Origin of the sequence: Nostoc cycadae WK-1, assembly GCF_002897135.1 — a bacterium.
Lineage (GTDB): Bacteria > Cyanobacteriota > Cyanobacteriia > Cyanobacteriales > Nostocaceae > Nostoc_B.
In genome coordinates, this window is sequence record NZ_DF978421.1 from 303,532 (window position 1) to 329,054 (window position 25,523).

Below are 25,523 nucleotides of genomic sequence, written 5' to 3' on the forward strand. Positions count from 1 at the left end.
TGGTTAGATAAAAGATTCTCATTGAGGATCTTAAAGGTAGAGTGAGTGTTATTGCTCTGTTTTACAGCCTGATTTTCCCCCAATAGCTGTTCGGATTTCCCTACTGAATTAATTTTGGGTGGATTTAGGCACAAGATGTATCTAAAAATGGTGGTGGCATTTTGGAAGAGCTTTTCTTAGAAAGAAGTAATTATGAATAATTAAGTTAAACAATTAAATCATTAATTAATTGTTTAGTTTTCTGGACTGCGACATGCCAATTTAATCGCTGTTGATACTCATTAAACGATGATATGGAAAGTTGTTTATAATCATTATAATTAGCCATAAGTTTAATTATATAGTTGCAGTAAGCTAAAATATTTGCATCTAATGGAAATATTTTTCCATTGAGATCATCATGTATTAAAGTAGCTAGTCCACCTACATTTGTAGATATAGCAGGTACTCCAAAGGAGTTAGCTTCAGCCACAACGTGAGGAGTACAGTCTGCTGTAGTTGGCAAAATTAAAAAATGAGCTTCTGTAAATAATTGATTTATTTTTTCCAATCCAGATTTTTTAGATTTATCAATAAAATCTATATTTTTTACGAATTGTGGTAAAGCCTCATTAATATTTGGTTTGCATCCAACTATTGTTAATTCACATTTTAACCCCAGATTATTTAACTCTTTTGTAATTTGAAAAGCTACGTTACCGCCTTTCCTTATCCAGTCAACGCCTATAAATAATAGTTTGCATGGACTGATAGATTTAGATTGAATAATATTATATATATCCTCAAAGCTACGATTACATACTAAATTAGCTCCATAAGGAACTACTTTAATTTTATTGGCAGGAATATTATATGTCGTCATAGCTGTTTTAGCAGCCCAATCAGATGTATAGATAATTAACTGACACCGATTTAAAGCTTCTGCTTCCATTAAATGGATGTTACGAATATTTTCTTGGCACAAATTATTCATATGCCGATAAAAATTTATCAAAGAACTGAGCGTAGTATCTGTCCAGATTACAATCGGTTGCTTACAGTCTAGATAAGCAATTGGCACTATATTTTCTGGACATAATACTATATCTGAATTAAGATTTTTTAATTTTATCTGAACTTGACGAGCATAATCTTTCGTTATTAATGGTTCTGCCCAACGATAATAATCTTTTTTGGATATATAGTGGTAAAAGCTCCATTTTAATTTAGTTAAAGCTGTAAAATTTTTACTAAGTGGGCCTAAATAGTCTAGTTCAATAGATTCATCTATTAAATGTTTTGATATATGATAGGCTGCGGCACAAACTCCTTGAACATCTTTTGACCAAGAGTTTTGATTTAAAATATCATTTACAGTGGTGTAAGCAATTTTCATAAGTTATTGTATAAGTTTTATTTAAATTTATAAACTATTTTCACTAAATTTCTGTTTTGATATAACCAAAAAAAGTACTAACATCAGATATTTTTGGAAATTTATCAAGTAATAGTTTAGCTATTTGCTTAGGCAATATACTCATAATTATTAGTTTAATGATAGCTTTATAAATAATCATTTTTTTTAGAATAGTGCTGTCATTGATGATAATCATCCATAAAAAACGAGCAGTATGAAAAGTTTTTTGTTGTCCTGGCTCTACTGTAAGAGCTTTGTAGCTAAGATATTTATAAAGGTTAGCAACTCTATAAGGTTTTAACTGCTTGAATGTATGAGGTACATTATTAAATACTTTGTTAATAATTCTTAAATTTGATGCTTCAGAGCCTAAAATATTGGAAGACTTAGAGTTAGTAGATATTCGATAAAGAATTTGAACTTTTTTGATAGGAATAAAATTATAATTAGCAGCTAATTTTAACCACATATCAGTGTCTTCTGCATTAGTTAGTAATTCATCAAATTCACCAACTTCTCTAAAAGCTTGTCTACGCACCATCACATTAGAACCGCTACCAATAAAGTCATCTAGTAATAGTTGTGCATAAACGTTACCTGTCCAAGTGGCATGGCTGCATTTCCGTAAAAAATTATCATTTTCATCAATTGCATCAGTAAAACTATAAGCCACAGTAGCATCGTTATGTTCTTGTAATGCCTGATATTGTGACTTCAGTTTATCTGGTTTCCATAGATCATCAGCATCTAAAAAGCTAACAAATTCAGTATTAGTATGTAATAATCCACGGTTACGATTTACAGCCGCGTTTGCTTGAGGATAGGTAAATAATTTGATGCGACAGTCTTGAAAACTAGAAATCTGATTTAATGTTGAGTCGGAGGAAGAAGAATTAATTATAATTAATTCAAAATCAGGTAAACTTTGCTCTAAAACAGATTTAATGGTTTTTTGAATTGTTTTCTCAGCATTATAAACAGGAATTATGACAGATACTAGTGGCATAATATGAGCTAGTAATTTGGATATATTTACTTGTTTTTGACATTGACAATAACTTTCTGCATTTTTAGTCTCCAGATATAAACAGGACTAATTAGAGTACTGATAAGTCTTTCCATTTCACAAGCTGCGACAATATCAGTAGATATAACTTGTCGATAAAAGATGAAATGCAATATTACTTTACGGGTATCGTTCAACAAATATGCAAAAAAAGCAAAAGGTCTTTGCCAAGTTTGAAGTAACAACATTCTTAAGTAATATCGAGTTAAACCAATTCCACGCATAAGCGATAAAAGGTAGCCTTTTTCTAAGCGCCAAGCAGGAATGATATGATCTACTTCCATTGCTGGGTTATACCAAATTTCCCAACCGGCTTTTTGAATATAAAATAAGGCTTCAGCATCTTCACCACCTAACATAGATGAACCAATTCTTCCGACCAGGAAAAGTTGCTGAGGAACATTTTCTTTCCACGCATTTCTTCTGACTACTAAGCCAGCTGTGGGAGGGAAACCTTGACGATGAGGATAATACTGATGAGGTGTTTCACCTCTTTCAGTAATTGCTAAGTAAAATAAGATTGGTTTAAGATGTTCTGGTGGTTTTACTTCAAAACAACCATGAATTTGACTAGCGTAAGCTCCAGCTTGCTGATGAGCTTGTGCAAATCGATAAGCTGCTATAATCCAGTTAGCATCTGGTAAATTATCATCATCTAAAAAACCGACAAGTTCACTTTTGGCTTCAATAATTGCTCTATTTCTAGCAAAAGCTGCTCCTTGTTCGGCTTCAAATATATATCTTAAAGGAAATGGTTGTTGCCAGTTTTGTTGATAGTTATAAATTAGTTTTGCTGTACAATCCTTACTATTATTATCAACAATAATAATTTCCCAAGTAAGATTTTCAATACCAACCTGATTTTGTAATCTCTCTAATACTTGAGGTAAACGTCTCTCGCCATTGTAAGTAGGAATGGCTACAGTAAAATCAATAGACATGGCGAAACAATTCTTAAATTAATACATCTGATATCAAAAGAATTGACGACAGGTGTGACACAGACAAATCATTTTTTGAAAGTTTTTGCCGTAATTTATAATCAATTCAGAAATTAATTGTCATGAATAAGTTTTTGCTAAGGCATAAAATTTCACGCCCCTAGTCTCACTTGTTTATTACATTCTTTTTTGCAATTAACAAAATTTATATAGTTGTGTTAATTGTCAATTTGAATCACAACAATTTAACATATTAGATATTAGAGAAATAAGCAGTGAAATTACCTAAATCTAGTTCTCTTAATAGATATTTATGCAGTGGGCAATTTTCTCTCAAACATAAACCCCAACCCTTTCTCTACAAGGGAAGGGAAGAATTAAAGCCTCTAACGCCACTTGCTACAACGTGACGGCACTTCTTCCTTCAATGGGGGAAACAGCGCAACACGGTGGCTCATCTTTGTAGGGGAGAGGCTTAGAGAGAGGTTTTAAGAATAAGTCGCATATCGTGTTATTTAAATTAACTAGAATAAATTTTCATTCATTCTTTGTTCTAGTAAATCCAACAAACCATCGACATCTTTACAAATTTGGGCAAAACAATCAGGTGGTGATGGTTCTGGTGCAAACTGAATTAACTTAACTTCCCCTTTGCCAATTCCAATCATCAACACTTCTACTTCTGGTTGATGATGTTCAATGATTCCCAGAATTTCTTGCAGGCGATTTTCAACGTTATCATTTAATTTTTCTATCGCTTCTTGTGGACAATATACAAAGTGGGGAGTTGGTTGTAAATCGATGCCGATAGTACCCTGGCTATTGCCATGTTCTAACCATAATGCCCAAGATAGCGCTGCCAGTTCTGGTTGATTTGCTTTAACAAATTTATCTAACTGACTACGCCACTTACTATCTGCTGATTCCGGCTGGGTACTACCAAACATCATAATTAATTCGTAATTCCTAATTCGTAATTCGTAATTAAGGCACGAATGTCTCTCGCGCCTTTGCGTGAGGCTATGTCAAACCCGACTGCACGCGCCATAAACTAGCGTAAACTCCATTTTTCTCTAGCAATTCCTCATGGGTTCCCGATTCTACTAATTGTCCATATTCCATGACATAAATACAATCGGCATTGCGGATAGTGGAAAGACGATGAGCGATCGCAATTGTGGTTCTATTTACTGTAATCTTTTCTAGCGATCGCTGAATAGCGGCTTCGGTTTCATTATCAACAGCTGATGTCGCCTCATCTAAAATCAAAATTGGCGGATTTTTTAACACTGCACGAGCGATCGCAATTCTTTGGCGTTGTCCACCAGATAGCTTTTGTCCGCGTTCTCCGACAATTGTCTCATAACCTTGGGGCAGATTTTCAATAAATTCATGGGCTTCTGCCACGTTAGCCGCTGTAATGATTTCCTCTTGTGTAGCAGCAAAAGTCCCATAAGCAATATTTTCTGCTACCGTGCCGTGAAAGAGAAATACATCCTGGCTAACTAAGCCTATACAACGGCGCAAATCACGCAAATTTAAGTCTTGGATATTAATTCCATCTACTGTAATTTTGCCAGTTTCCACCTCATAAAACCGCAATAACAGCTTGACGAGGGTGCTTTTACCGGAACCTGTAGAACCGACAATGGCGATCGTTTTGCCAGCGGGAATTTGCAAAGATAGATTTGTAATTACCGCAAATCTATCTTTATAAGCAAAGGTGACATTTTTAAATTCCACTTCACCGCGTACTTTATCCACAGGTAAGGCTACATTTCCTGGATGAATTGTAAGTGGTGTATCCAATAAATTCATTACTCGTTTAGTAGAAGCCATCGCCCGCTGGTATTGGTCAAAAGTATCTCCTAGTCTAGTTAAAGGCCACAACAACCTTTGAATTAAAAACACCAAAACACTGTATGTGCCGACCGTCATTTTTCCCGCAACAGCAGCCATTCCACCATATAATAGTAATGCGGTAAACCCAACTAAAATCAGCATCCGAATTAGGGGAACAAATGCAGCCGAAAGTTTAATTGCTTTAGAGTTACTTTTTTTATAAGCTTCGCTATCTTGGGCTAAACGGTAACTTTCATAATCTTCGGCGGTAAAACTTTTAATCGTAGTAATACCGCTTAAATTATTTACCAGTCGCCCATTTAAATAGCCGACTTTTTCTCTGACATCAGCATAACGTGGTGCAAGCAGCTTTTGAAAAGCAAAGGAACCCCAGAGAATAAAGGGCATCGGCGACATCGCCATCCACGCTACACTAGGAGCCAATATAAAGAAAGCTCCACCGATAATGATTACCGTCGTGGCAACCTGGATAATGTCATTGGCTCCCACATCCAAAAAGCGCTCTAGTTGGTTGATATCATCACTGAGGATGGACATCAAACCACCAGTGCTGCGTTCTTCAAAATAAACTAATTCCAAATCTTGTAGATGGTTGTAAGCATCCAGTCGCAGGTTATGCTGAATATTCTGCGCTAAATTGCGCCACAGTTTAGAGTATGCGTACTCAAAAACCGACTCTAGTATCCAAATGATGGCAGTGAGTAGAGAAAGAATTAAAAATTGTCCAAAGACATCTTTTACACCCAACTGAGCAATGATAGAATCCTGCTGCTTTACTACTACATCCACCGCCACACCAATTAATCCCGGTGGTGCTAAATCAAAAAGTTTGTTGAGAATTGAACAACCAATTGCTAACCAAATTTGCTTACGATACTGGTGTCCGTAGTCAAGCAGGCGGTGGAGGGGATGCACTGAATGTCTACGCTTGTTTAATATCTGACGAGAATTAAATGCTATAGCCACAGTCGTTTACAATTGTGTGCATTTGATAATAACACGGAGAGGAAGTATCTGAATTTTGTAGATTTGAGCCAGCCTCAGCAGGCAAATAACCAATAATCTATTGATGGTACAATCCCCCAGAGCTACTTGTGGTATCAATCGAAAATCCCCAGCCCCTAAATTTATTTATGAAGCTAATTCAAAATCCAAAATCCAAAATTTAAAATTGCTTGACGTGTCACCATAATACAGGAGTTGCCGGAAAAGCTAAAAGGAGATACAACCTTGAAAAGTCAGCAATTGGGAAATTGGCAAACTACAGTTTTAGGAATTTTGTTAGGACTACTGGTGATTGTCGGACTAAATGCCTTTATTATTATCAACCCAGGACAAGCAGCGGTGATTAGCATTTTAGGTAAAGCTAGAGATGGTGCTTTATTGGAGGGTATTCACTTGAAACCTCCCTTTATTTCCGTGATAGATGTGTATGATTTAACAGTGCAGAAATTTGAAGTGCCAGCAGAAAGTTCGACAAAGGATCTGCAAAATTTATCGGCAAGATTTGCGATTAACTTTCGTCTTGATGCCTCACAAGTAGTTCAGGTGAGAAGAAAACAAGGAACATTAGAAAATATAGTATCAAAAATCATTGCCCCCCAAACCCAAGAAGCATTTAAAATAGCAGCTGCTAGAAGAACAGTAGAAGAGGCCATTACCAAACGCAGTGAATTAAAAGAAGACTTTGATAATGCTTTAGGCGATCGCTTAGACAAATACGGAATAATTGTGTTAGACACTAGTGTGGTTGATTTAACTTTCTCCCCTGAATTTGCTAGAGCAGTTGAAGAAAAACAAATTGCTGAACAACGCGCCCAAAGAGCAGTTTATGTAGCACGAGAAGCTGAACAAGAAGCCCAGGCAGAAATTAATCGCGCTAAAGGTAAAGCCGAAGCACAAAGGCTTTTAGCTGAGACTCTCAAAGCCCAAGGCGGGCAGTTAGTTCTGCAAAAAGAAGCAATTGAAGCATGGAAAACAGGTGGCGCGCAAATGCCTAAAGTTTTGGTTATGGGTGATAAATCACAAAGTAGTGTACCTTTTATTTTCAACCTGGGGAATGTTCCCAACCAACAATAATTCAGGTAAATTAATCAAGTAAATTTGACCTTGCCAATTTTAGATTTTAGATTTTTTGTTCATACGGGAAACTTATCTACCCCAATTGTTTCTCTTTAGAGACAGGATCAGTCCAAAATTCAAAATTAATCGGCTGTGTTCACCTTACACACAAAGCAAATCCTAGAAAACCATGATTAAATCTATGCCAAATTCCAATCAACTTCCCCTGACTGTCGCTGAAGCTAGAAAATTCCTCAACAAATTCAACTGTTTAGATATTGCACCAGTCCTTGATGCTTCCGAAAAAGCCTTGGTACGCCAAGCTTTAATCCTAGTTACTAAACTTTCTGATTATCAAATATTGGGAATTTGTGCCGACACAGCAGAAGAAGCACTATTAGCAATGAAAACTTATTCGCGGGCTTTGGGTTATGGAGTACCAACTGATTTACCCGCAACTGATGGCCCAGTTTATATCAAATTAAACGGCAAAAATGGTCTATGCTATCTTGATTCCTACGCCGGACATCATCGCGGTGTATTAGTATCTTGCCAATCTTATGATGAAAGAGGAATCAACGAAATGTATGGACATCTACCCCTCGATTTATTTGCTTAAAACTGGGAAAATGTAGGTGAGGCAATAACCTGACCTACTAACTCTCACAAATAATAAGTCACCATATATCATGAGTATTATTACACTCCAATCTATTAAAAAAGATTTTGGCATCAAAGAAATATTAAAAGACGCTAATTTTAGCATTGATGCTAATGATAAAGTTGGTTTAATTGGTACTAATGGTTCTGGTAAATCAACTCTATTAAAAATGATTGCCGGACTAGAACCAGTTGATAGTGGGCAAATTATCACTAGCTCTGGTGCTAAAATCATCTACTTACCTCAGCAACCCGATTTAGATGAAAATCGCACAGTTTTAGAGCAAGTTTTTGCTGATAGTGGCGAACAAATGAAACTTGTGCGTGAGTATGAAGAATTATCAGATAAACTCGCTCATGATCCCGAAGATACTCAGTTAATGTCTCGTCTATCTACAATTATGCAACGGATGGACGCAACAGGCGCATGGGAACTCGAAACCAACGCTAAAATAATTCTCACAAAATTAGGAATTGCCGATTTTGATGCACCTATAGCCACTTTATCTGGAGGATACCGCAAACGCATTGCCTTAGCAACAGCATTACTATCAGAACCAGATGTTTTGCTCATGGATGAGCCGACAAACCATCTTGATGCGCTATCTGTAGAATGGTTGCAAAGTTATTTAAATCGCTTTCGCGGCGCATTATTATTAATTACTCACGATCGCTATTTCTTAGATAAAGTCACCAATCGCATCATCGAAATTGACCGAGGTGATATCTATACTTATACAGGTAACTACTCATATTACCTCGAAAAGAAAGCCTTAGCTGAAGAATCTGCCGCCAGTACTCAACGCAAACATCAAGGAGTATTGCGACGAGAATTAGAATGGTTAAAGCGTGGCCCTAAAGCCAGAAGTACAAAACAAAAAGCCAGAATTCAGCGTGTCCAAGCTATGCGCGAAACTGAGTTTAAACAAGGCTTAGGTAAAGTAGATATTTCTACAGTCAGTCGCCGCATTGGCAAAAAAGTTATTGACTTGAAGAATATCTCTAAAGCTTATAATGACAAAACTCTGATTAAAGATTTTACTTACGAATTCAGTCCAGAAGACCGCATTGGTATTATTGGCGGTAACGGTGCTGGTAAGTCCACCTTAATGAATATTATTACCGGGCGAGTACAACCTGATGCAGGTAACGTAGAGATTGGTGGTACGATTCACATTGGTTATTTTGACCAACATTCTGAAGAATTACTCACGGCTTTGAATGAAGATCAGCGTGTGATTGACTACATCAAAGAAGAAGGTGAATTTGTACAAATTGCTGATGGGACGAAAATAACTGCTTCCCAAATGTTAGAGAGGTTTTTATTCCCTGGAAACCAGCAGTATGCACCAATTCATAAACTTTCTGGGGGAGAAAAACGCCGTTTATTTTTGCTACGCATATTGATAAGTGCGCCCAATGTCTTAATTTTAGACGAGCCTACTAATGATTTAGATGTGCAGACATTGGCAGTGTTAGAAGATTATTTAGAAGATTTCTCTGGGAGTGTAATAGCAGTTTCTCACGATCGCTACTTTTTAGATCGCACCGTTGACACAATTTTTGCTTTAGAGGAAGGCGGTAATCTTCGTCAATATCCTGGTAATTATTCTGTTTATCTCGACTATAAAAAAGCTGAAGAAGCAGCACAACAAGAAACAGCTAAAAATAACGATAAACCGAAAAACTCTGAAGTTCAATCAGCAACTCAACCTAAAGATTCTGAAAGCAAAAAACGCCGCCGACTATCTAATTGGCAAAAGCGTGAATTTGAACAATTAGAAGCTAAAATTTCTCAATTGGAAGCTGAAAAAGCTGAAGCAGAAACAGCGATGAATAAAGTTTCTCCAGGAAATTATAGCCAAGTACAAAAACTATATGAGCAGGTAGAAACTCTTAAAAAAGCAATTGATACAGCTACCGAACGTTGGTTAGAATTAGCCGAAATAGAATCTTGAAATTAATGAAGCTTTGTTGAAGTTTCTCTGATTTTTTGTTGTGGAGAGCGTAACCCCTTGCCCTTTGGTAAGGGCATTTTTATGATTAGATTAGAATTCCGCTATCCAGAGATTGTTTACTTACAATGTTGAGTCAACAATTTATCTTATGCTTTAGCGAGTAAGCTTTAAACTATTGTGTCTTCCATGCCAATTAGTTGAATTGTTTCGATACAGTCAAATCAAAATGACTTTTTCCCTAAGTGCCTGGTGATAGTTTACAGCCTATCTTACCGTTCAACCTAGCTCAATACCATGTTAAGTTCTCCAGTTGTTCTGTCTTTGATTGTCACCCTGATTGCTTTGGGTGCTGGAATCATGGGACTATCTATTCTTAGAACACGAAAAATTCTCACATTTTTCAAGACAGAACCAGATAAACTCAGTTGGCAAATTATGTTTTCGCTCATGGTTTTTTTTCTGGGTGGTTATTCGTTATGTATTTATTTAACAATTACGAGACAGTTTGAATGGATACCATTACTGACTGGTATGGTTTTCTTTTTTGGCGCATTATTTGTTTTGTTTAGCGTTACTATTTACTACCAAACACTAAAAAGATTGTTTCTAGTACAGGAACAATATCGTATAGCCAAAGAAAACGCAGAATCAGCTTTATCTCAATTAAAAGCAACTCAACAATCTCAAATGCAATTAATTCAACGCGAAACTATGTTAGCTTTGGGAAAAATGGTAGCTGGAGTTGCCCATGAAATTAATAATCCAGTCAGTTTTATTCATGGCAATTTAGAATATCTTCGTCAATATACTAATGACTTACTCAATCTTTTAACAACTTATGCTTCTGTATATCCGAATCCAGATCTCAAAATCGTCAAAGCTATTGCTAAAAGCGACCTGAATTTTATCCATCTCGATTTGCCAAAGCTGCTGGAATCAATGGAGAATGGTACAAATCGCATTAGTGAAATTGTAGAATCACTTTCTAGTTTCTCACGTTTGAATGAATCTGACTATAAAAAAGCTGACATTCATCAATGTATTGATAGCACACTTGTCATTTTGCAGCATCGGCTTAACCGTTATGTGAGTCATATTGAACCTATTTCAGTAATTAAAGATTATGGCAAAATACCTCAGATTTATTGTAATCCTCGCCTTTTAAATCAAGTATTTCTCAATATAATTAATAATGCGCTTGATGCTTTAATTCAAAAAGAAGCTAATCTTGATAAAAATAAAGCTGAAACATTAACTATTTGGATTCGGACAATTCAATCTCAGGACAATCAAATTACAGTTTCATTCACTGATAATGGTTGTGGTATGAATGAAAATATTTGCCAAAGTATTTTTCAACCTTTTTTTACTACTAAGCCTGTTGGTCAAGGAACAGGTTTAGGCTTATCTATTTGCCATCAAATTATTGTCGAGCAACATGGTGGCTCAATTAAATGTGTTTCTTTGATTAACCAAGGTACTACAATCGATATAATACTGCCGATAAGAAGATAGTTATCATCTATTGATATAATGATTAACTTAACAACTCAAAAATTACGAAAAAATGCAATTCAGTTTTTAGAACAAAATCCTAAACAACGGCTACAAACTCTCAAATTGTTAGGAATAGGTCGTTATGAATTTTTGACTAAAGTTAAATTGAATGAAGCAAATATAGTTTGTATAATGAGATTTTTTCAAAATCCTCAACAGCTAAAATTTCCTAATTTAGTTAGTGCTGATTTGTCTGATTTGGTATTAGATGAGGTAAATTTCATTAGAGGGAATTTAACTTATGCTAATCTACAACGTAGCAGTTTAGTTAATGCTGACTTGCTCTTTGTTAATTTTACTAAAGCTGACTTACGTGATGCTGATTTAACAGGTGCAACACTGAATGAAACAATTTGGCTAGATGCTTTAGTGGAAGGTTGTCAATTTGGTCAAGGTATCGGTTTAACTCAGCTACAGTCTCAAGATTTAAAACTACGGGGAGCTAAGTTTACTCATCCAAATAATGAGAATTGAAATCCGAAAAATTATAAGATGATGATACTGAAATTTTTCTGGATAAATTGATGAGTAATTCTATTAAGTTACCTAAAAAACTGATGCTGTTGGGTTCAGGCGAACTCGGCAAGGAATTTGTAATTGCTGCTCAACGTCTGGGTAACTATGTAATTGCTGTTGACCGTTATGTTAATGCTCCGGCTATGCAGGTTGCTGATTGTGCAGAAGTCATTTCAATGCTGAGTGCTGATGATTTAGAAGCGGTAGTTACAAAATACCAGCCTGATTTGATAATACCAGAAATTGAAGCAATTAGAACAGAGAAGTTACTAGAATTTGAACAAAGAGGTATTACAGTTATCCCGACGGCGGCGGCGACTAACTACACAATGAACCGTGACAGAATTCGGGAATTAGCACACAAAGAATTAGGCATTAGAACGGCTAAATATGGTTATGCAGTAACTCTAGAAGAATTAATCTCAATTTCGTCAGAAATTGGCTTTCCGAATGTGGTGAAACCTGTAATGTCATCATCTGGGAAAGGTCAATCTGTAGTTGCAAATCAATATGAGGTTGAAAAGGCTTGGAATTATGCGATCGCTAATTCCAGAGGCGATAGTCAAAAAGTCATTGTTGAGGAATTTATCAACTTTGAAATTGAAATTACATTGCTGACAATTAAACAATGGAATGCGCCAACAATCTTTTGTTCGCCTATCGGTCATCGTCAAGAAAGAGGTGATTATCAAGAGTCTTGGCAACCAGCAGACATATCTGAAGACAAAATATTACAATCTCAAGCTATAGCTAAAAAAGTTACCGATGCTTTAGGCGGCGCAGGCATTTTCGGCGTGGAATTTTTCATCACCAAAGATGAAGTAATTTTTTCTGAACTTTCACCTCGACCTCATGACACGGGTATGGTGACATTAATTTCCCAAAACCTAAATGAATTTGAATTACATTTAAGGGCTGTTTTAGGCTTACCGATTCCTCATATTGAACAACTTGGCCCTTCAGCTAGTGCAGTCATTTTAGCTTCTGAAAAATCAGATTCAATTTCTTTTATCGGAGTTGCTGAAGCTTTAGCCGAAAAAGATGTCGATATTAAATTATTTGGTAAACCGTCGGCTCATCCTTATCGACGGATGGGTGTGGCCTTAGCAAAAGCTGAGACGGTTCAACAAGCAAGAGATAAAGCGATAACAGCCGCTAATAAAGTGCTAATAATCTCGACTTAAAGAATAGAGAATACTTCAGTAATAGGGTTTATATATTGAGTCATATTTGATTTCTCAAAATTGGCGAATTAGATCCCTGGCTTTTCAAATAAGTCAGGGATGTTTTATTTACGAATATTTTTCACAAAATATGTAAATTTATTAAATTACTATAATAAACTCATTTCAACGTAGTTTTTTGTTAGTTTTCCAAATTTTTAGGGAATTCTGGATCTCAAGTAGATTTGTGAATGACTCCAGTCCAGTTCCCAATATAAAACCACACATTAAAGAGTGGAATCCCCTCAGAAAACTTGCAAGAGAATAAGTAATCAAAAAGCATGAGCGAAATATCAGAGCCAACCAACCCCCAAAACGCTCAACCTTATCAGGGGATTGGAGCTGAAACTGAGAGAAATTCCAATCTATTAGAACAAGCTCTACATCAATCAATTGAATATGCCCCGATAGGAATTGTCATATTTGATTGCGATATGCGTTATCTAGCTGTAAGTCATAAATGGCTAGAAGACTATAACTTAACCAAAGATATTATTGGACACTCCCATTACGAGATTTTTCCTGATGTCCCCCCAGAATGGAAACAAATTCACCAACAGTGTTTAGCAGGTGCGATCGCTCAACGTGAAGAAGACCCTTATCCCCGCGCCGATGGTTCTGTAGAATGGGTAAGCTGGTCAATTCGTCCTTGGCATCTCGCAAACGATGAAATTGGCGGCATTATGATGTTTACCCAAAACATCACTCAGCGCAAACAAACTGAAATCGCACTCCAACACAGTGAAGAACGCTATCGATATCTCAGCACTGCCACTTCTGAGATGATTTGGACAGTTCCATTAGATGGTGTTACAACCTACGAAAATCAAGCTTGGAATAAATTTACTGGTCAAACCGCGGCTGAATCTCAAGATTGGGGATGGTTAGATGCGATTCATCCTGATGATCGCCCAATGACAACACAAGCATGGGAAAGTGCGATGAAAACACGCACTATCTATCAACAAGAATTTCGACTGCGTCGACATGATGGTGAGTATCGTTACATCTTGATGCGAGGTGTTCCCATATTAGCGGCTGATGGTAGTGTCCGAGAATGGATTGGCACTTGCAGTGATATTCACGATCGCAAACAAGCCGAAGAAGAGTTGCGGGAAAGCAACATACTACTGAATTCGATTTTAGAAAGCACTCCCGATTTTATCGTTGTCAAAGATTGCCAAGGTCGTCATGTCGCTCTTAACACTAATTTAGCCAATTACATAGGTAGACCAATTGAGGAGATTATTGGCAAAGACGATACGGAAGTTTTGCCATTAGATGCGGCCCTAGCCATCATGGCAAAAGACCGTGAGATTATGGCTACAGGCAAACCACAGAGTTATGAGGAAGAGGTTGTTAAAGATGGAATCTTCAGCACATTCCTCACCTCTAAAGCTCCGTGGCGAGATGCTCACGGGAATATTCTCGGCATTATTGCCACAACACGCAACATTAGCGATGTCTACGCCGAGCTTCGCTTACGCAAACAAGCAGAAGAAGACTTGCAAGAAAGCAATATACTACTGCGCTCAATTTTAGAAAGCACACCCGACTTGATTGTTGTCAAAGATGATCAGGGAATTTATTTCACCCTCAACTCTGGTTCTGCAAACTTTCTGGGTAGAACTGTTGAAGAAGTCATTGGCAAAGACGATACGGAAGTTTTTCCTCCTGAAGTTGCTTGTGAAATCATGGCAAAAGACCGCCAGATTATTGAAACAGGTATTGGTATAACTTACGAAGAAGAACTATCGAATGGGAAAAGTGGAGGAACTTATTTAACATCCAAGGCTCCTTGGCGGGATGATCAGGGCAACATCCTGGGTATCATTGCCATAACACGCAATATTAGCGATCGCAAACAAGCTGAAATAGCCCTTGCTCAAGCTAAAGAAGCCGCAGAAGCCGCCAGCTATGCTAAAAGCGAATTCCTAGCTAACATGAGCCACGAGTTACGCACACCACTGAACGGCATTCTTGGTTATGCCCAAATATTACAGCGTTCCAAACATCTCAACGAAGAAGAGCGATCGCGCATTGATGTCATTTATCAGTGCGGTTCCCATTTGCTCACCTTAATCAACGACATTCTTGATTTGTCCAAAATCGAAGCCCAAAAAGTGGAACTGATGAGTAGTGATTTCCACTTTCCTGCTTTTCTGCAAGGTGTCGCCGAAATGTGTCGTATTCGTGCAGAACTCAAAGGTATTCAATTTAGTTATCAATTTGCTAGTGAATTACCAGTTGGTATCCGTGCTGACGAAAAACGTCTGCGACAAGTGTTAATTAACCTTCTGAGCAATGCCATCAAATTTACCGATGCAGGTCAAGTCACCTTTACCATTAGCTATGCTTTTGAAGGCAAAATCCGCTTTGAAGTCCGCGATAGTGGAATTGGTATCCCGCCAGAAAAACTCCAAACTATTTTTCAACCCTTTGAGCAAACAGGTGACAGGCGGCGACAAATCGAAGGTACAGGATTAGGATTAGCCATTAGCCAAAGAATTGCTGAATTAATGGACAGCACCATTCACGTTCAAAGTGAGATTGGCGTTGGCAGTATTTTCTGGTTTGATGTTGACTTACCAGAAGCTCAGGAGTGGGTAAAAACTTCTCAAGCTGATGATTATGGGCAAATTATTGGTATTAAAGACCGTCAACCCAAGATTTTAGTTGTTGATGATAAATGGGAAAATCGCTCCGTAATTCATAATTTGCTCAGTCCCATCGGTTTTGAAGTGACGGAAGCCAATGATGGTGAAGAGGGTTGGCAAAAAATCACAGAATTTCAGCCGGATTTAGTCATTACTGACTTGCTGATGCCAAAACTTGATGGTTTTGGGTTAATTCACCGCATTCGTCAGTCAGAAGCTTTTAAGCACATCATCATTATTGTTTCTTCAGCCAGCGTGTTTGAAAGTGATCAACATCGCAGCATCGAAGCTGGTGGTAATGATTTTCTCCCCAAACCTGTACAGGCGATCGCGCTATTTCAAAAATTGCGGAAATATCTCGATTTAGAGTGGCTGTATGAAGAGCAAACAAGCGAAAACCAGTTAATTATAGATAATGCTGAACTAGTATTACCCCCTCAAAATGAGATAGAAACTCTCTATGAGTTAGTAATGAAAGGTAATTTTAAGGGAATTATAAAACAAGCAGCCTTAATATCACAAATCGATCAAAAATATATTCCCTTTACCAAACAGCTGCATCAACTGGCACAAGGTTTTCAAGACCAAGAAATTCTGGCATTAATTCACTCTCACAAGTAAGCGTTATGAGCTTTACAGTCGAACAAACGGCAACAGTTTTAATTGTTGATGATAATTCTGCTAATTTAGGTGTCTTATCTGATGCTTTAGATCAGGTAGGTCTGGAAGTATGGGTAGCGAAATCTGGAAAAGTCGCCCTAGAGCGAGTCAAATATGCTCTACCCAATTTAATTTTGTTGGATGTCATGATGCCAGAAATAGATGGATTTGAAACCTGTCGTCTATTAAAAGCAGACCCAAAAACTCAAGATATTCCCGTTATCTTTATGACAGCACTATCTGATACAACCAACAAAATCACAGGTTTTAAAGTTGGTGCAGTAGACTATATCACCAAACCTTTTCAACAAGAAGAAGTCTTATCACGAGTAAAACTGCACTTAAAATTGCATGATTTAGCTGTAAAATTAGAACATAAAAATGTCTTATTAGAGCAGAAAGTTACTGAGGTTAGTCAAGCTTACGATGAACTGAAAAAAGTCCAAATTCAGTTAATTCAAAGTGAGAAACTCTCTAGCTTAGGACAGATGGTAGCGGGAATTGCTCATGAGATTAACAACCCTGTAAACTTCATTTATGGCAATCTCGTTCATGCCAATGAATATACTCAAGAAGTTCTCAACATCCTACATTTATATCAAGCTGAATATCCTAATCCTACACCTCGCATTCAAGCAGAATTAGAATTAACAGACCTAGAATTTCTTGAGAGCGATTTATTAAAATTGCTCAACTCAATGAATTTTGGCGCACGGCGAATTCGAGAAATTGTCAAATCTATGCGAATTTTCTCGCGTACAGACGATGCTACCCTCACCGAGACAGATATTCATGAATGTCTTGATGGCACGCTAACAATTTTAAATTATCGTCTGAAACAAAAAACGGACAGTTTCAAAATCGAAGTAATTAAAGATTATGGTCTGTTACCGCCAGTGGAATGCTATGCGGTGCAAATTAACCAAGTTTTTATGAATCTTTTATCTAACGCTATTGATGCCTTAGATGAATACGACCAACAGCGTTCTTTGGCAGAAATTCACCAAAAACCCAGCCGCATTGAAATTCATACAAACATGATTAGTGATGAATGGGTTGCTATTCATATTACTGACAACGGCCCAGGAATTCCGCCAGAAGTTCAAGCAAAATTATTTGAACCTTTCTTTACAACTAAACCTACGGGTAAAGGGACGGGATTAGGTTTGTCTATCAGCCACCAAATTGTTGTAGACAAGCACGGTGGTAATATTACCTGCAAATCCATTCCTGGAAATGGCACAGAATTTATAGTCAAAATTCCCATCCAACAACGTGTGTCTCAAGTCGCCTGAGTTGAAAGTGCTGAGTATCGCAGGTGAGAGTGAACAGGCAACAAATGACAAATGACCATTGACCATTGACTATTAACCAATTCCCAAATCTACAGCGATGCGATGAGCGCAAGCAAAACCAGAAAAGGCCACAGCATTCAACCCTTGACCAGGAAAAGTGCTATCACCAACACAATAAAGTCCCTGAATAGCTGTGCGATTAAATGGCATTCCTAACAATCCCCACAATTTACGTCGGGGAATTGGCCCATAAGTGCCATCTTCTCGTCCTAAGAAACGACGATGAGTGCGGGGTGTGCCTACGGCTAGGTAATCTAACCCTGCATCTAACCCAGGAAAAATATTTTCTAGTCGCTCAATAATTCGCCAAGCTGCGGCTTCTTTCTTCGCTTCATATCTATTTGCCGACAGACCTAGCCAACCATCAATCCAGTGAGGTGTAAAGGCATGAATGATATGATGTCCCTCTGGTGCTAAATCTGGGTCAAGTAATGTGGGAATTGAAACAAAAATTGTGCCTTCTGCTGTTGTCATTTTCGCCCAATCTTCTAACAGAATATGATGGCATTCTGTGTCATTGGGTAAAATTGAACTTTTGACACCTATATGTAAACTCAAAAAACTGGGTGATTTTTCATAACTTTGTTGCCATATTTTCTCATTATTGGGTATTTTATCTACAGGAATTAATTTACCAAAGGTATCCCAGCGTGTAGCGTTAGAAACTATGCGTTTACCTCGATAAATTTGACCGTTAGCTAGTTCTACGCCGACAGCACATCCCTTTTCTATAATAATTTTTTTGACCCTAGCTTGATACTGAATCTGACCGCCAACTTTTTTTAAACCCTCTACTAGTTTTTGAGCAATTATTCCTACTCCGCCTTGAGGATAATTGACACCACCATAATGTCTATCAGAAAAGACCATACCTGCATTAATCATTGGTGTCATGTTCGCTGGTACTACTGACCAGCAATAACATTCCATATCAATAAATTTTAATAATAGGGGGTCTTTAATATAACGTCGCGCTACATCTCCGACATTTTTTGGTAGATACTTAAGTAAACCAAGACACGCTAAAGGATGCTGGAAAAACATCCGCATGAGATACCGAGGTTCTTCTAGCGACAATAAATCCATACTGTTCAGGCAATTAAAAACTTGCCAACATTCGTTATAAAAACGCCGAATGCCTCTTGCTTCTTGAGGAAAGTAAGCAGTAAGATTTTGCAAAAATTTCTCATAATCCCGGTCAACTTTAATGTCTAATTTATCGGGAAGATGATAATGAATCTGTACTGGGTCGGGTATTGTTTTTAGATCAACATTTACAGCATCCAGGGCGCGAGTTAACAAGTTAGTTGTGCCGTTTTTCCCCAAGCCGAAAATCATTGAAGCTCCGACATCAAAGCGATAACCGTGATTTTCAAAATAGCCCGCACTACCACCGGGAATTAGATAACGTTCTAGCACCAAGACTTTAGCGCCTTTGGCTGCTAGTTGAGTGGCTGTTACCAAACCCCCCATTCCCGAACCAATGATAATTGCGTCAAACACAAAATTGTCATTTGTCATTGGTCATTTGTCCTTTTTTATTGGTTATTGGTGTGACAAAATACAAAATACAAAATAGCCTAATTTCCGTTGAGAAAGTTTAATCTTTTTACTTATATCTGGAATGGGCTGTGTTTCTATGCCTAAAACTCTAACAAAGTACCAATAACTAACGACTAATGACCAATACACAAAAAAAGAGGGACAAGCCTGCTACTGCTGGCTAATCCCGTCTGCCGATCCTTAAAGAGAGGAGAACACTGATTAATAATATAACTGTGATTGAGAATCTATGTCAACTATTAATGAAAAAGATTTTCAATAATTTTTGGTGTGTTGATTTTGGCTATCAGCCATACGCAGGAAAGAGTATGATGAGGTTTCAGTTCCTATAAAATCAAAAGTGCTAATTTCCAGCTATGACGGTACAACTGCGTGTTTACGTTCCTCCCCATCCCTTAATTAAGCACTGGTTGGCAGTTGCCCGTGATGCTGCTACACCTTCAGTATTATTTCGTAGTGCGATAACTGAGTTAGGTAGATGGCTAACTTACGAAGCGGCGCGAGAGTGGCTACCGACGATAGAGGCGACGGTGCAAAGTCCTTTAGACTCTTGTCCAGCAACTTTTATTAATCCAGAAGTGCCTGTGGCTGTGGTGCCGATTCTACGGGCGGGATTAGGATTATTAGAAGGCGCACAAACTTTGCTACCTTTGGCTTCGATTTATCATTTAGGCTTAGTGCGGGATGAAGAGACGCTGGAAGCTCGATGTTACTTGAACAAATTGCCAGAAAAATTTGATCCACAAACAAGAGTGTTAATCACAGACCCGATGTTAGCAACAGGTGGCTCGATTATGAGGGCAATGGCAGAATTAACACAACGGGGGATTGATCCGGCGTTGACGCGAATTGTCAGTGTGGTAGCGGCTCCACCAGCATTGCAGAAACTGAGTGCGGCTTATCCAAGTTTAATAATTTACACTGCAACTATTGATGAAACAGTGAACGATCGCGGTTTTATTGTACCGGGATTAGGAGATGCTGGCGATCGCATTTTTGGTACTTAAGCTACTATGCAGCTAGGCAAAGAAAATCGCTCAACACAATATTAAAGATTGTAAGGTTGCTTCAAGGCGGTAAAGTTATGAGTCAGCGTGATGGTTTTGCTAGTGGTTTTTTAGCAGGGGCGCTTTTTGGTGGCTTAGTTGGGGGCGTTTTGGGGGCTGTAATTACTTCTCGCCTCGACCTCGAATCAACAGAAGAAGAAGCTGAACTGAGCAATGGTGCTGTAGAACCGAAAAAAAACTCCACAAAACGGCGGATGAGAGCCTCAGAAACTGGTGATTTGGAAATGGAAACGGCTAGGCGATCGCTAGAAGATAAAATTGCTCAGTTAAACGCCACAATTGATGAGGTGAGAAAACAATTGGGTGATGTTAACGGTAATGCTAGTCAAGGCGTGAGCGATCGCTCCTCAATACAAGAGTAAGCCTTCCTCAAGTTAGTTTTCGCTTTCAGACTCATCGGAAATTCCGGTAACTGCTAGTCGTGGTCAAAATAGACACTGATTCGCAGACAGTATGACAACGACTAAACTAAAATCAACTATAAGACCGCTTGTGAAACTTAGCAGGAAACCGAAAAATCCATGTATTTACTGATTAGCACTCTCAATACCTTCATACAGCTTTATACTGCTCTACTATTCATCAGAGTTCTCTTGACTTGGTTCCCCACCATCAATTGGTACAATCAGCCTTTTTCTGCTTTAAGCCAAATTACTGACCCATATCTCAATGTATTCCGTTCTATCATCCCCCCCTTGGGCGGTATTGATATTTCTCCCATGTTGGCGATTTTATTACTGCAAGTAGTAGGCCAAGTAGTAGGTAGTCTGGCTGGTGGTCTGCAAGTCTTTGCATAACTATCAGTTAGAAGTTACTAGTTTGAAGTCTGGGTTCACCGACCCAGACTTTTTATTTTTAGCCGTAGTCACTCAACACTCATCTTCGGACTTGGCTACTAAATCCCGATGCTTTAAATTGCTTTAGCTGCAAAGGTAATGGCTGATTTGCAGGTACAGAAATTCTGAGTTCAAAATCGCTAGTCCCTGGTGGAACTTCGGCTATAGAACCAAGACGGGTGCGGTTTTGCATTACTGAGTCATTGTTAGCATCATAGATCCGACCATAGATATCTGCATCGTATACAGTTTTGTAAGTGCCATTTTCTGCCTTACCTGTGACAATAAAGCAATTAGCCGCTGCACTACCACTACTAGTAACCGCCCCCTGAGCCAGTTCTGGGGGACAATCTTTATAAGAAATGTCAAATAGTCTAATCTGTGTTAGAGCTTCGGCTGTGGGAGTTATCACCCATGATAGAAACGTGATTAGACAGAAAGTAAAAATTATCTGAATCAGTTTTGAGTAGTGCTGCATAACCAAAGTTGGGAAATTCAATAAAAATGCTTTGCTGTGTTGTTTTTGCATATTTCACAAAGGTAACAAATTACGCTGAGTGAACTTAGCGCTAAAGATTTCTTGTCATCACTTAACACTCAGCACTATTTTTAACCTCAGCTTACCTGAATTTCATAACCAAGAGATTGCAGACTTTAATTTATCGTTAGATAACCCATCAAGTTTTTTTGATGAATTTTTGTATTTTCCAGTTGACAATACCCTAACACATCAAGTTTTCTTGATATGAGGGATAGACAAACTTAATTACAACACGCTGCAAAGAGATAGATGACAACGAACACCATCTCTAAACAACTTTCTTTTCTTGACCGCTACCTGACATTATGGATTTTTTTGGCAATGGGTGTTGGGGTTTGCTTAGGTTATTTTTTGCCGAGCATCGAAGCATTTATTCATCAATTTCAAGTCGGAACAACTAATATACCTATTGCCATTGGCTTAATTTTGATGATGTATCCGCCCTTAGCCAAAGTGCGGTATGAGGAATTAGGGGATGTATTTCGCAATGGCAAGATTCTCGGTGTGTCTCTAGTTCAGAATTGGATTATTGGGCCACTCCTGATGTTTGTTCTGGCAATTACCTTTTTACGAGGTTATCCAGAATATATGACGGGGTTGATTTTAATTGGACTAGCCCGTTGTATTGCAATGGTAGTTGTATGGAGTGACTTAGCACGCGGAAATACAGAGTATACGGCTGGATTAGTGGCTTTTAATAGCATTTTTCAGGTCATTTTCTACAGTCCTTATGCGTGGTTTTTTATTAGTGTGTTGCCACCATTGTTTGGGTTACAAGGCAGTGTCGTGAATGTCAGTATTGCTGAGATTGCCCAAAGTGTGTTTATCTATCTCGGTATTCCTTTTATAGCTGGATTTTTCACTCGTTACTTTTTAGTGAAGGCAAAAAGTAAACGTTGGTATCACGAAGAATTTGTGCCAAAAATTAGCCCGATTACGCTGATTGCTTTGCTATTTACAATCGTGGTGATGTTCAGCTTGAAAGGGAATTTAATTGTTCAGATTCCTTTGGATGTGGTGAAAATTGCTATCCCACTAATCATTTACTTTATCGTGATGTTTTTAGTGAGCTTTTATATGGCTTGGCGAATCAAGACTGATTATTCCAGAGCCGCCAGTGTAGCGTTTACCGCCGCAGGGAATAATTTTGAATTGGCGATCGCAGTGGCCATTGCCGTCTTTGGGATTAATTCTGGTGTAGCTTTTGCAGCGGTCGTTGGCCCCTTGGTGGAAGTACCTGTGTTGATTGGTCTCGTTAATGTTGCCTTCTGGCTCCAGAAACGTTATTTCGCAACACCTGAATCTCGAAGTTTGTAATTTAACAAAATTTTAGAGGAGTTAACCATGAAACGTGTAATGTTTGTCTGCAAAAAGAATTCGGCTCGTTCGCAAATGGCGGAGGGTTTTGCTAAAACCCTAGGTAAAGGAAAAATAGCCGTAACTAGTTCCGGGTTAGAGGCGAGTCAAGTTAGACCAGAAGCGATCGCAGTTATGCAAGAAATTGGTATTGATATTACCGATCAACATTCCAAAGCACTAAGTGATTTTCAAGCCGAAGACTTTGATGTAGTGATTTCTCTGTGTGGTTGTGGTGTGAATTTACCGCCGGAATGGTTGGTGCGCGAAGTATTTGAAGATTGGCAGTTAGATGATCCCGCAGAACAGCCTGAAATTTTCCCTAGAGTGCGCGATGAAATTAAAGAACGGGTGGCGCAATTAATCGAATCTGTGAATCAAGCATAAACTTATTTATTTCCATCTATGACAACATTCGACCATCCCCCCAGAATTTTGTTTTTATATGGCTCGTTGCGCGAGCGTTCCTACAGCCGCCTGTTAGCCGAAGAAGCCGCCCGCATCATTGCAGAATTTGGTGCAGAGGTGAAGTTTTTTGACCCCAGAGAACTTCCAATCTACGGTAGTGTCCCTGACACCCATCCCAAAGTTCAGGAATTGCGGGAATTAAGTTTGTGGTCGGAAGGACAAGTTTGGTCTAGCCCGGAGTTACACGGTCAGATTTCTGGGATTATGAAAAACCAAATTGATTGGATTCCTCTGAGTATTGGAGCCGTACGCCCGACGCAAGGTAGAACTTTGGCGGTTATGCAAGTCAGTGGTGGTTCCCAATCTTTCAACGCCGTGAATACATTAAGAATTTTGGGGCGATGGATGCGGATGTTCACTATTCCTAATCAATCTTCAGTGGCGAAAGCATATCAAGAGTTTAACGAAGATGGCAGTATGAAAGATTCGCCTTACCGAGATCGCGTTGTGGATGTGATGGAAGAACTTTATAAGTTTACTTTGTTGTTACGAGACAAGGTAGATTACCTGACTGATCGCTACAGTGAACGCAAGGAGAAAGCTGCAAAAGAAGTAATTGAAGTGGCGAACAAAGCCTTGAAAGTTAATTAAAATCAAATTTTGGCGATCGCATCTCTGTTATGAGAGAATTCACAATTAAATAGGCAATAGGGAATAAGACTATTGCCGTTTACTGTCTAACTAGGGATTTTGTAATAATTAGAGACATAACCCCTAAATTGCTATTGACGACCTATGAACCCAGATGAGATTAAAACAGCATTGCAAACAGCCTTTAAGCGTTGTGATGTAGCCAGCTGTCCTCTCTCTGAGACGCAGAAACAGATATTACTGCAAGTAGTCAAGCAAATTCCCCAAGATTCCACATACGATATTGCTAACCCTTTAGACGAATTAGACTCAGAAGAACTATTAGCATTTTTAAAGTTTGTCAAAACCGAAGAACAACAAAACCGCACATGGAAAGTGCAATTGTTAAATGATTGGCTGCACAACCAAGACTCAGGTGCAGTACAATTTATCCGAGATCGCTATGGTTTGCAATGGTTGAATCGCGTTGAGTCATATCATTTTGACAAATATGCTGACTTTGAGGATGCACTGAAGTTAAGAGTAGGCGATCGCATTGAGGTTTCCAATGCTCTATGGGAATGGGTGCAAGAAGATGGCCCTTGTAAACGGGAATGGATTCTCTGCATAGTGATTCAGGTCGATGAAATCAGCAATGCTAACAAATCTCCTCAAAATTGCATTATTCGTTTCCCTAACGGTTCCGAATTTGAAATTCAAGGTATCTACGACTGGAACCGCTATAACTGGCGTTGGCCTCAAACTCAAAAATATTAATAGTATAGATTTTGCATTGTATTTATCGAATACAGAGAAATTCTGCCACCCTACTTATTGCCATAATACTTATTTCTTGAGGTAGACGGAAAAGCAGGTAGGTCTTAATAAGATACTGGCATAATCTTTGCAAAACTAATTATGAATATTATTGCTTGGATCATCCTCGGTCTGATTGCTGGAGCCATAGCTAAAGCTATTTATCCTGGTCGTCAAGGTGGTGGCATTCTGGCAACTATGGTTTTAGGAATCATCGGTGCATTAATTGGCGGAACTATCGTTACCCTTTTAGAAACAGGCAGGTTACAATTCACAGCGGCAACCCTGAGCATTCCGGGAATAATTGTTGCCATTATTGGTGCAATTATCGCTATTTTTATCTGGAGTTTGCTAACTAATCGCGCTAGTTATTAGTCGAATAAAAATTATGGT

Annotated in this window: 23 protein-coding genes; 16 read left to right on the plus strand and 7 right to left on the minus strand. The window is 38.3% G+C overall.

Annotated elements, in window-relative coordinates; translation table 11 throughout:
- Positions 1–205 precede the first annotated feature (205 nt).
- The 5 genes from NCWK1_RS01200 to NCWK1_RS01220 all read right to left on the minus strand — a co-directional run bounded on the left by NCWK1_RS01200 (position 206) and on the right by NCWK1_RS01220 (position 6,232).
- Positions 206–1,375 carry a glycosyltransferase family 4 protein gene (locus tag NCWK1_RS01200; RefSeq protein ID WP_103123429.1) on the minus strand — a complete coding sequence of 390 codons (1,170 nt, stop codon included), beginning with the start codon at positions 1,373–1,375 and terminating at the stop codon, positions 206–208.
- A gap of 43 nt (positions 1,376–1,418) precedes the next feature.
- Entirely contained in the window at positions 1,419–2,402 is a 984-nt protein-coding gene (locus NCWK1_RS01205) for a glycosyltransferase (protein WP_103123430.1), read from the minus strand.
- A gap of 26 nt (positions 2,403–2,428) precedes the next feature.
- On the minus strand, positions 2,429–3,403 hold the full coding sequence (gene hpsE / locus NCWK1_RS01210) for a hormogonium polysaccharide biosynthesis glycosyltransferase HpsE (RefSeq protein WP_096582093.1): 975 nt from the start codon (positions 3,401–3,403) through the stop codon (positions 2,429–2,431).
- 524 nt (positions 3,404–3,927) lie between these two features.
- Positions 3,928–4,353, minus strand: coding sequence for a beta-carboxysome assembly chaperone CcmS (gene ccmS, locus NCWK1_RS01215; RefSeq protein ID WP_096582091.1), 426 nt, complete (start codon positions 4,351–4,353; stop codon positions 3,928–3,930).
- 70 nt (positions 4,354–4,423) lie between these two features.
- Positions 4,424–6,232, minus strand: a complete 1,809-nt coding sequence (locus NCWK1_RS01220; protein WP_187308019.1) for an ABC transporter ATP-binding protein — start codon at positions 6,230–6,232, stop codon at positions 4,424–4,426.
- A gap of 264 nt (positions 6,233–6,496) precedes the next feature.
- Here NCWK1_RS01220 and NCWK1_RS01225 point away from each other — a divergent pair, with 264 nt between their 5' ends.
- From NCWK1_RS01225 to NCWK1_RS01260, 8 genes are all read left to right on the plus strand, one after another.
- Positions 6,497–7,345, plus strand: a complete 849-nt coding sequence (locus NCWK1_RS01225; protein ID WP_187308020.1) for a prohibitin family protein — start codon at positions 6,497–6,499, stop codon at positions 7,343–7,345.
- A 184-nt stretch (positions 7,346–7,529) separates the two neighbouring features.
- Positions 7,530–7,946 (plus strand): DUF1824 family protein, encoded by a 417-nt coding sequence (locus NCWK1_RS01230; RefSeq protein WP_096585492.1) that lies wholly within the window; start codon positions 7,530–7,532, stop codon positions 7,944–7,946.
- Positions 7,947–8,016: 70 nt separating this feature from the next.
- Positions 8,017–9,945, plus strand: a complete 1,929-nt coding sequence (locus NCWK1_RS01235) for an ABC-F family ATP-binding cassette domain-containing protein (protein WP_096582087.1) — start codon at positions 8,017–8,019, stop codon at positions 9,943–9,945.
- Positions 9,946–10,239: 294 nt separating this feature from the next.
- Positions 10,240–11,460 carry a sensor histidine kinase gene (locus tag NCWK1_RS01240; protein WP_103123431.1) on the plus strand — a complete coding sequence of 407 codons (1,221 nt, stop codon included), beginning with the start codon at positions 10,240–10,242 and terminating at the stop codon, positions 11,458–11,460.
- 18 nt (positions 11,461–11,478) lie between these two features.
- Complete coding sequence (locus NCWK1_RS01245; RefSeq protein WP_103123432.1) at positions 11,479–11,976, plus strand: pentapeptide repeat-containing protein; 498 nt, start codon at positions 11,479–11,481, stop codon at positions 11,974–11,976.
- A gap of 50 nt (positions 11,977–12,026) precedes the next feature.
- Positions 12,027–13,202 carry a formate-dependent phosphoribosylglycinamide formyltransferase gene (gene purT / locus NCWK1_RS01250; protein ID WP_096582081.1) on the plus strand — a complete coding sequence of 392 codons (1,176 nt, stop codon included), beginning with the start codon at positions 12,027–12,029 and terminating at the stop codon, positions 13,200–13,202.
- 320 nt (positions 13,203–13,522) lie between these two features.
- Positions 13,523–16,519 (plus strand): PAS domain-containing hybrid sensor histidine kinase/response regulator, encoded by a 2,997-nt coding sequence (locus tag NCWK1_RS01255; protein ID WP_103123433.1) that lies wholly within the window; start codon positions 13,523–13,525, stop codon positions 16,517–16,519.
- Positions 16,520–16,524: 5 nt separating this feature from the next.
- Entirely contained in the window at positions 16,525–17,853 is a 1,329-nt protein-coding gene (locus NCWK1_RS01260) for a hybrid sensor histidine kinase/response regulator (RefSeq protein WP_103123434.1), read from the plus strand.
- Positions 17,854–17,925: 72 nt separating this feature from the next.
- Here NCWK1_RS01260 and crtH read toward each other — a convergent pair whose 3' ends face one another.
- Positions 17,926–19,434 (minus strand): carotenoid isomerase, encoded by a 1,509-nt coding sequence (gene crtH / locus NCWK1_RS01265; RefSeq protein WP_103123435.1) that lies wholly within the window; start codon positions 19,432–19,434, stop codon positions 17,926–17,928.
- Between the two features lie 398 nt (positions 19,435–19,832).
- Between crtH and upp the strand changes: the two genes are divergently transcribed.
- The 3 genes from upp (at position 19,833) to NCWK1_RS01280 (ending at position 21,340) form a co-directional block, all read left to right on the plus strand.
- Positions 19,833–20,483, plus strand: a complete 651-nt coding sequence (gene upp / locus NCWK1_RS01270) for a uracil phosphoribosyltransferase (protein WP_096582073.1) — start codon at positions 19,833–19,835, stop codon at positions 20,481–20,483.
- 77 nt (positions 20,484–20,560) lie between these two features.
- Positions 20,561–20,905 (plus strand): ssl2009 family thylakoid membrane protein, encoded by a 345-nt coding sequence (locus NCWK1_RS01275; RefSeq protein ID WP_096582071.1) that lies wholly within the window; start codon positions 20,561–20,563, stop codon positions 20,903–20,905.
- Positions 20,906–21,064: 159 nt separating this feature from the next.
- Positions 21,065–21,340, plus strand: a complete 276-nt coding sequence (locus NCWK1_RS01280; protein ID WP_096582069.1) for a YggT family protein — start codon at positions 21,065–21,067, stop codon at positions 21,338–21,340.
- Positions 21,341–21,419: 79 nt separating this feature from the next.
- Here the strand turns inward: NCWK1_RS01280 and NCWK1_RS01285 are convergent, their stop codons facing one another.
- Complete coding sequence (locus tag NCWK1_RS01285; RefSeq protein ID WP_096585489.1) at positions 21,420–21,857, minus strand: biotin carboxylase; 438 nt, start codon at positions 21,855–21,857, stop codon at positions 21,420–21,422.
- Between the two features lie 312 nt (positions 21,858–22,169).
- On the opposite strand from NCWK1_RS01285, the gene arsB reads away from it, so the two are divergent.
- The 5 genes from arsB (at position 22,170) to NCWK1_RS01315 (ending at position 25,505) form a co-directional block, all read left to right on the plus strand.
- The gene (gene arsB / locus NCWK1_RS01295; RefSeq protein WP_103123437.1) at positions 22,170–23,237 is read left to right on the plus strand and encodes an ACR3 family arsenite efflux transporter; all 1,068 of its coding nucleotides are present in this window, start codon (positions 22,170–22,172) and stop codon (positions 23,235–23,237) included.
- Between the two features lie 27 nt (positions 23,238–23,264).
- Positions 23,265–23,663: an arsenate reductase, glutathione/glutaredoxin type gene (arsC, locus tag NCWK1_RS01300; protein ID WP_103123438.1), complete on the plus strand. Its 399-nt coding sequence runs from the start codon at positions 23,265–23,267 to the stop codon at positions 23,661–23,663.
- An 18-nt stretch (positions 23,664–23,681) separates the two neighbouring features.
- The gene (arsH, locus tag NCWK1_RS01305) at positions 23,682–24,335 is read left to right on the plus strand and encodes an arsenical resistance protein ArsH (protein WP_103123439.1); all 654 of its coding nucleotides are present in this window, start codon (positions 23,682–23,684) and stop codon (positions 24,333–24,335) included.
- 144 nt (positions 24,336–24,479) lie between these two features.
- A complete protein-coding gene (locus tag NCWK1_RS01310) occupies positions 24,480–25,091 on the plus strand; it encodes a hypothetical protein (RefSeq protein ID WP_096582061.1) in 612 nt (203 codons plus the stop codon).
- A gap of 141 nt (positions 25,092–25,232) precedes the next feature.
- Positions 25,233–25,505, plus strand: coding sequence for a GlsB/YeaQ/YmgE family stress response membrane protein (locus tag NCWK1_RS01315; protein WP_096582059.1), 273 nt, complete (start codon positions 25,233–25,235; stop codon positions 25,503–25,505).
- Positions 25,506–25,523 lie beyond the last annotated feature (18 nt).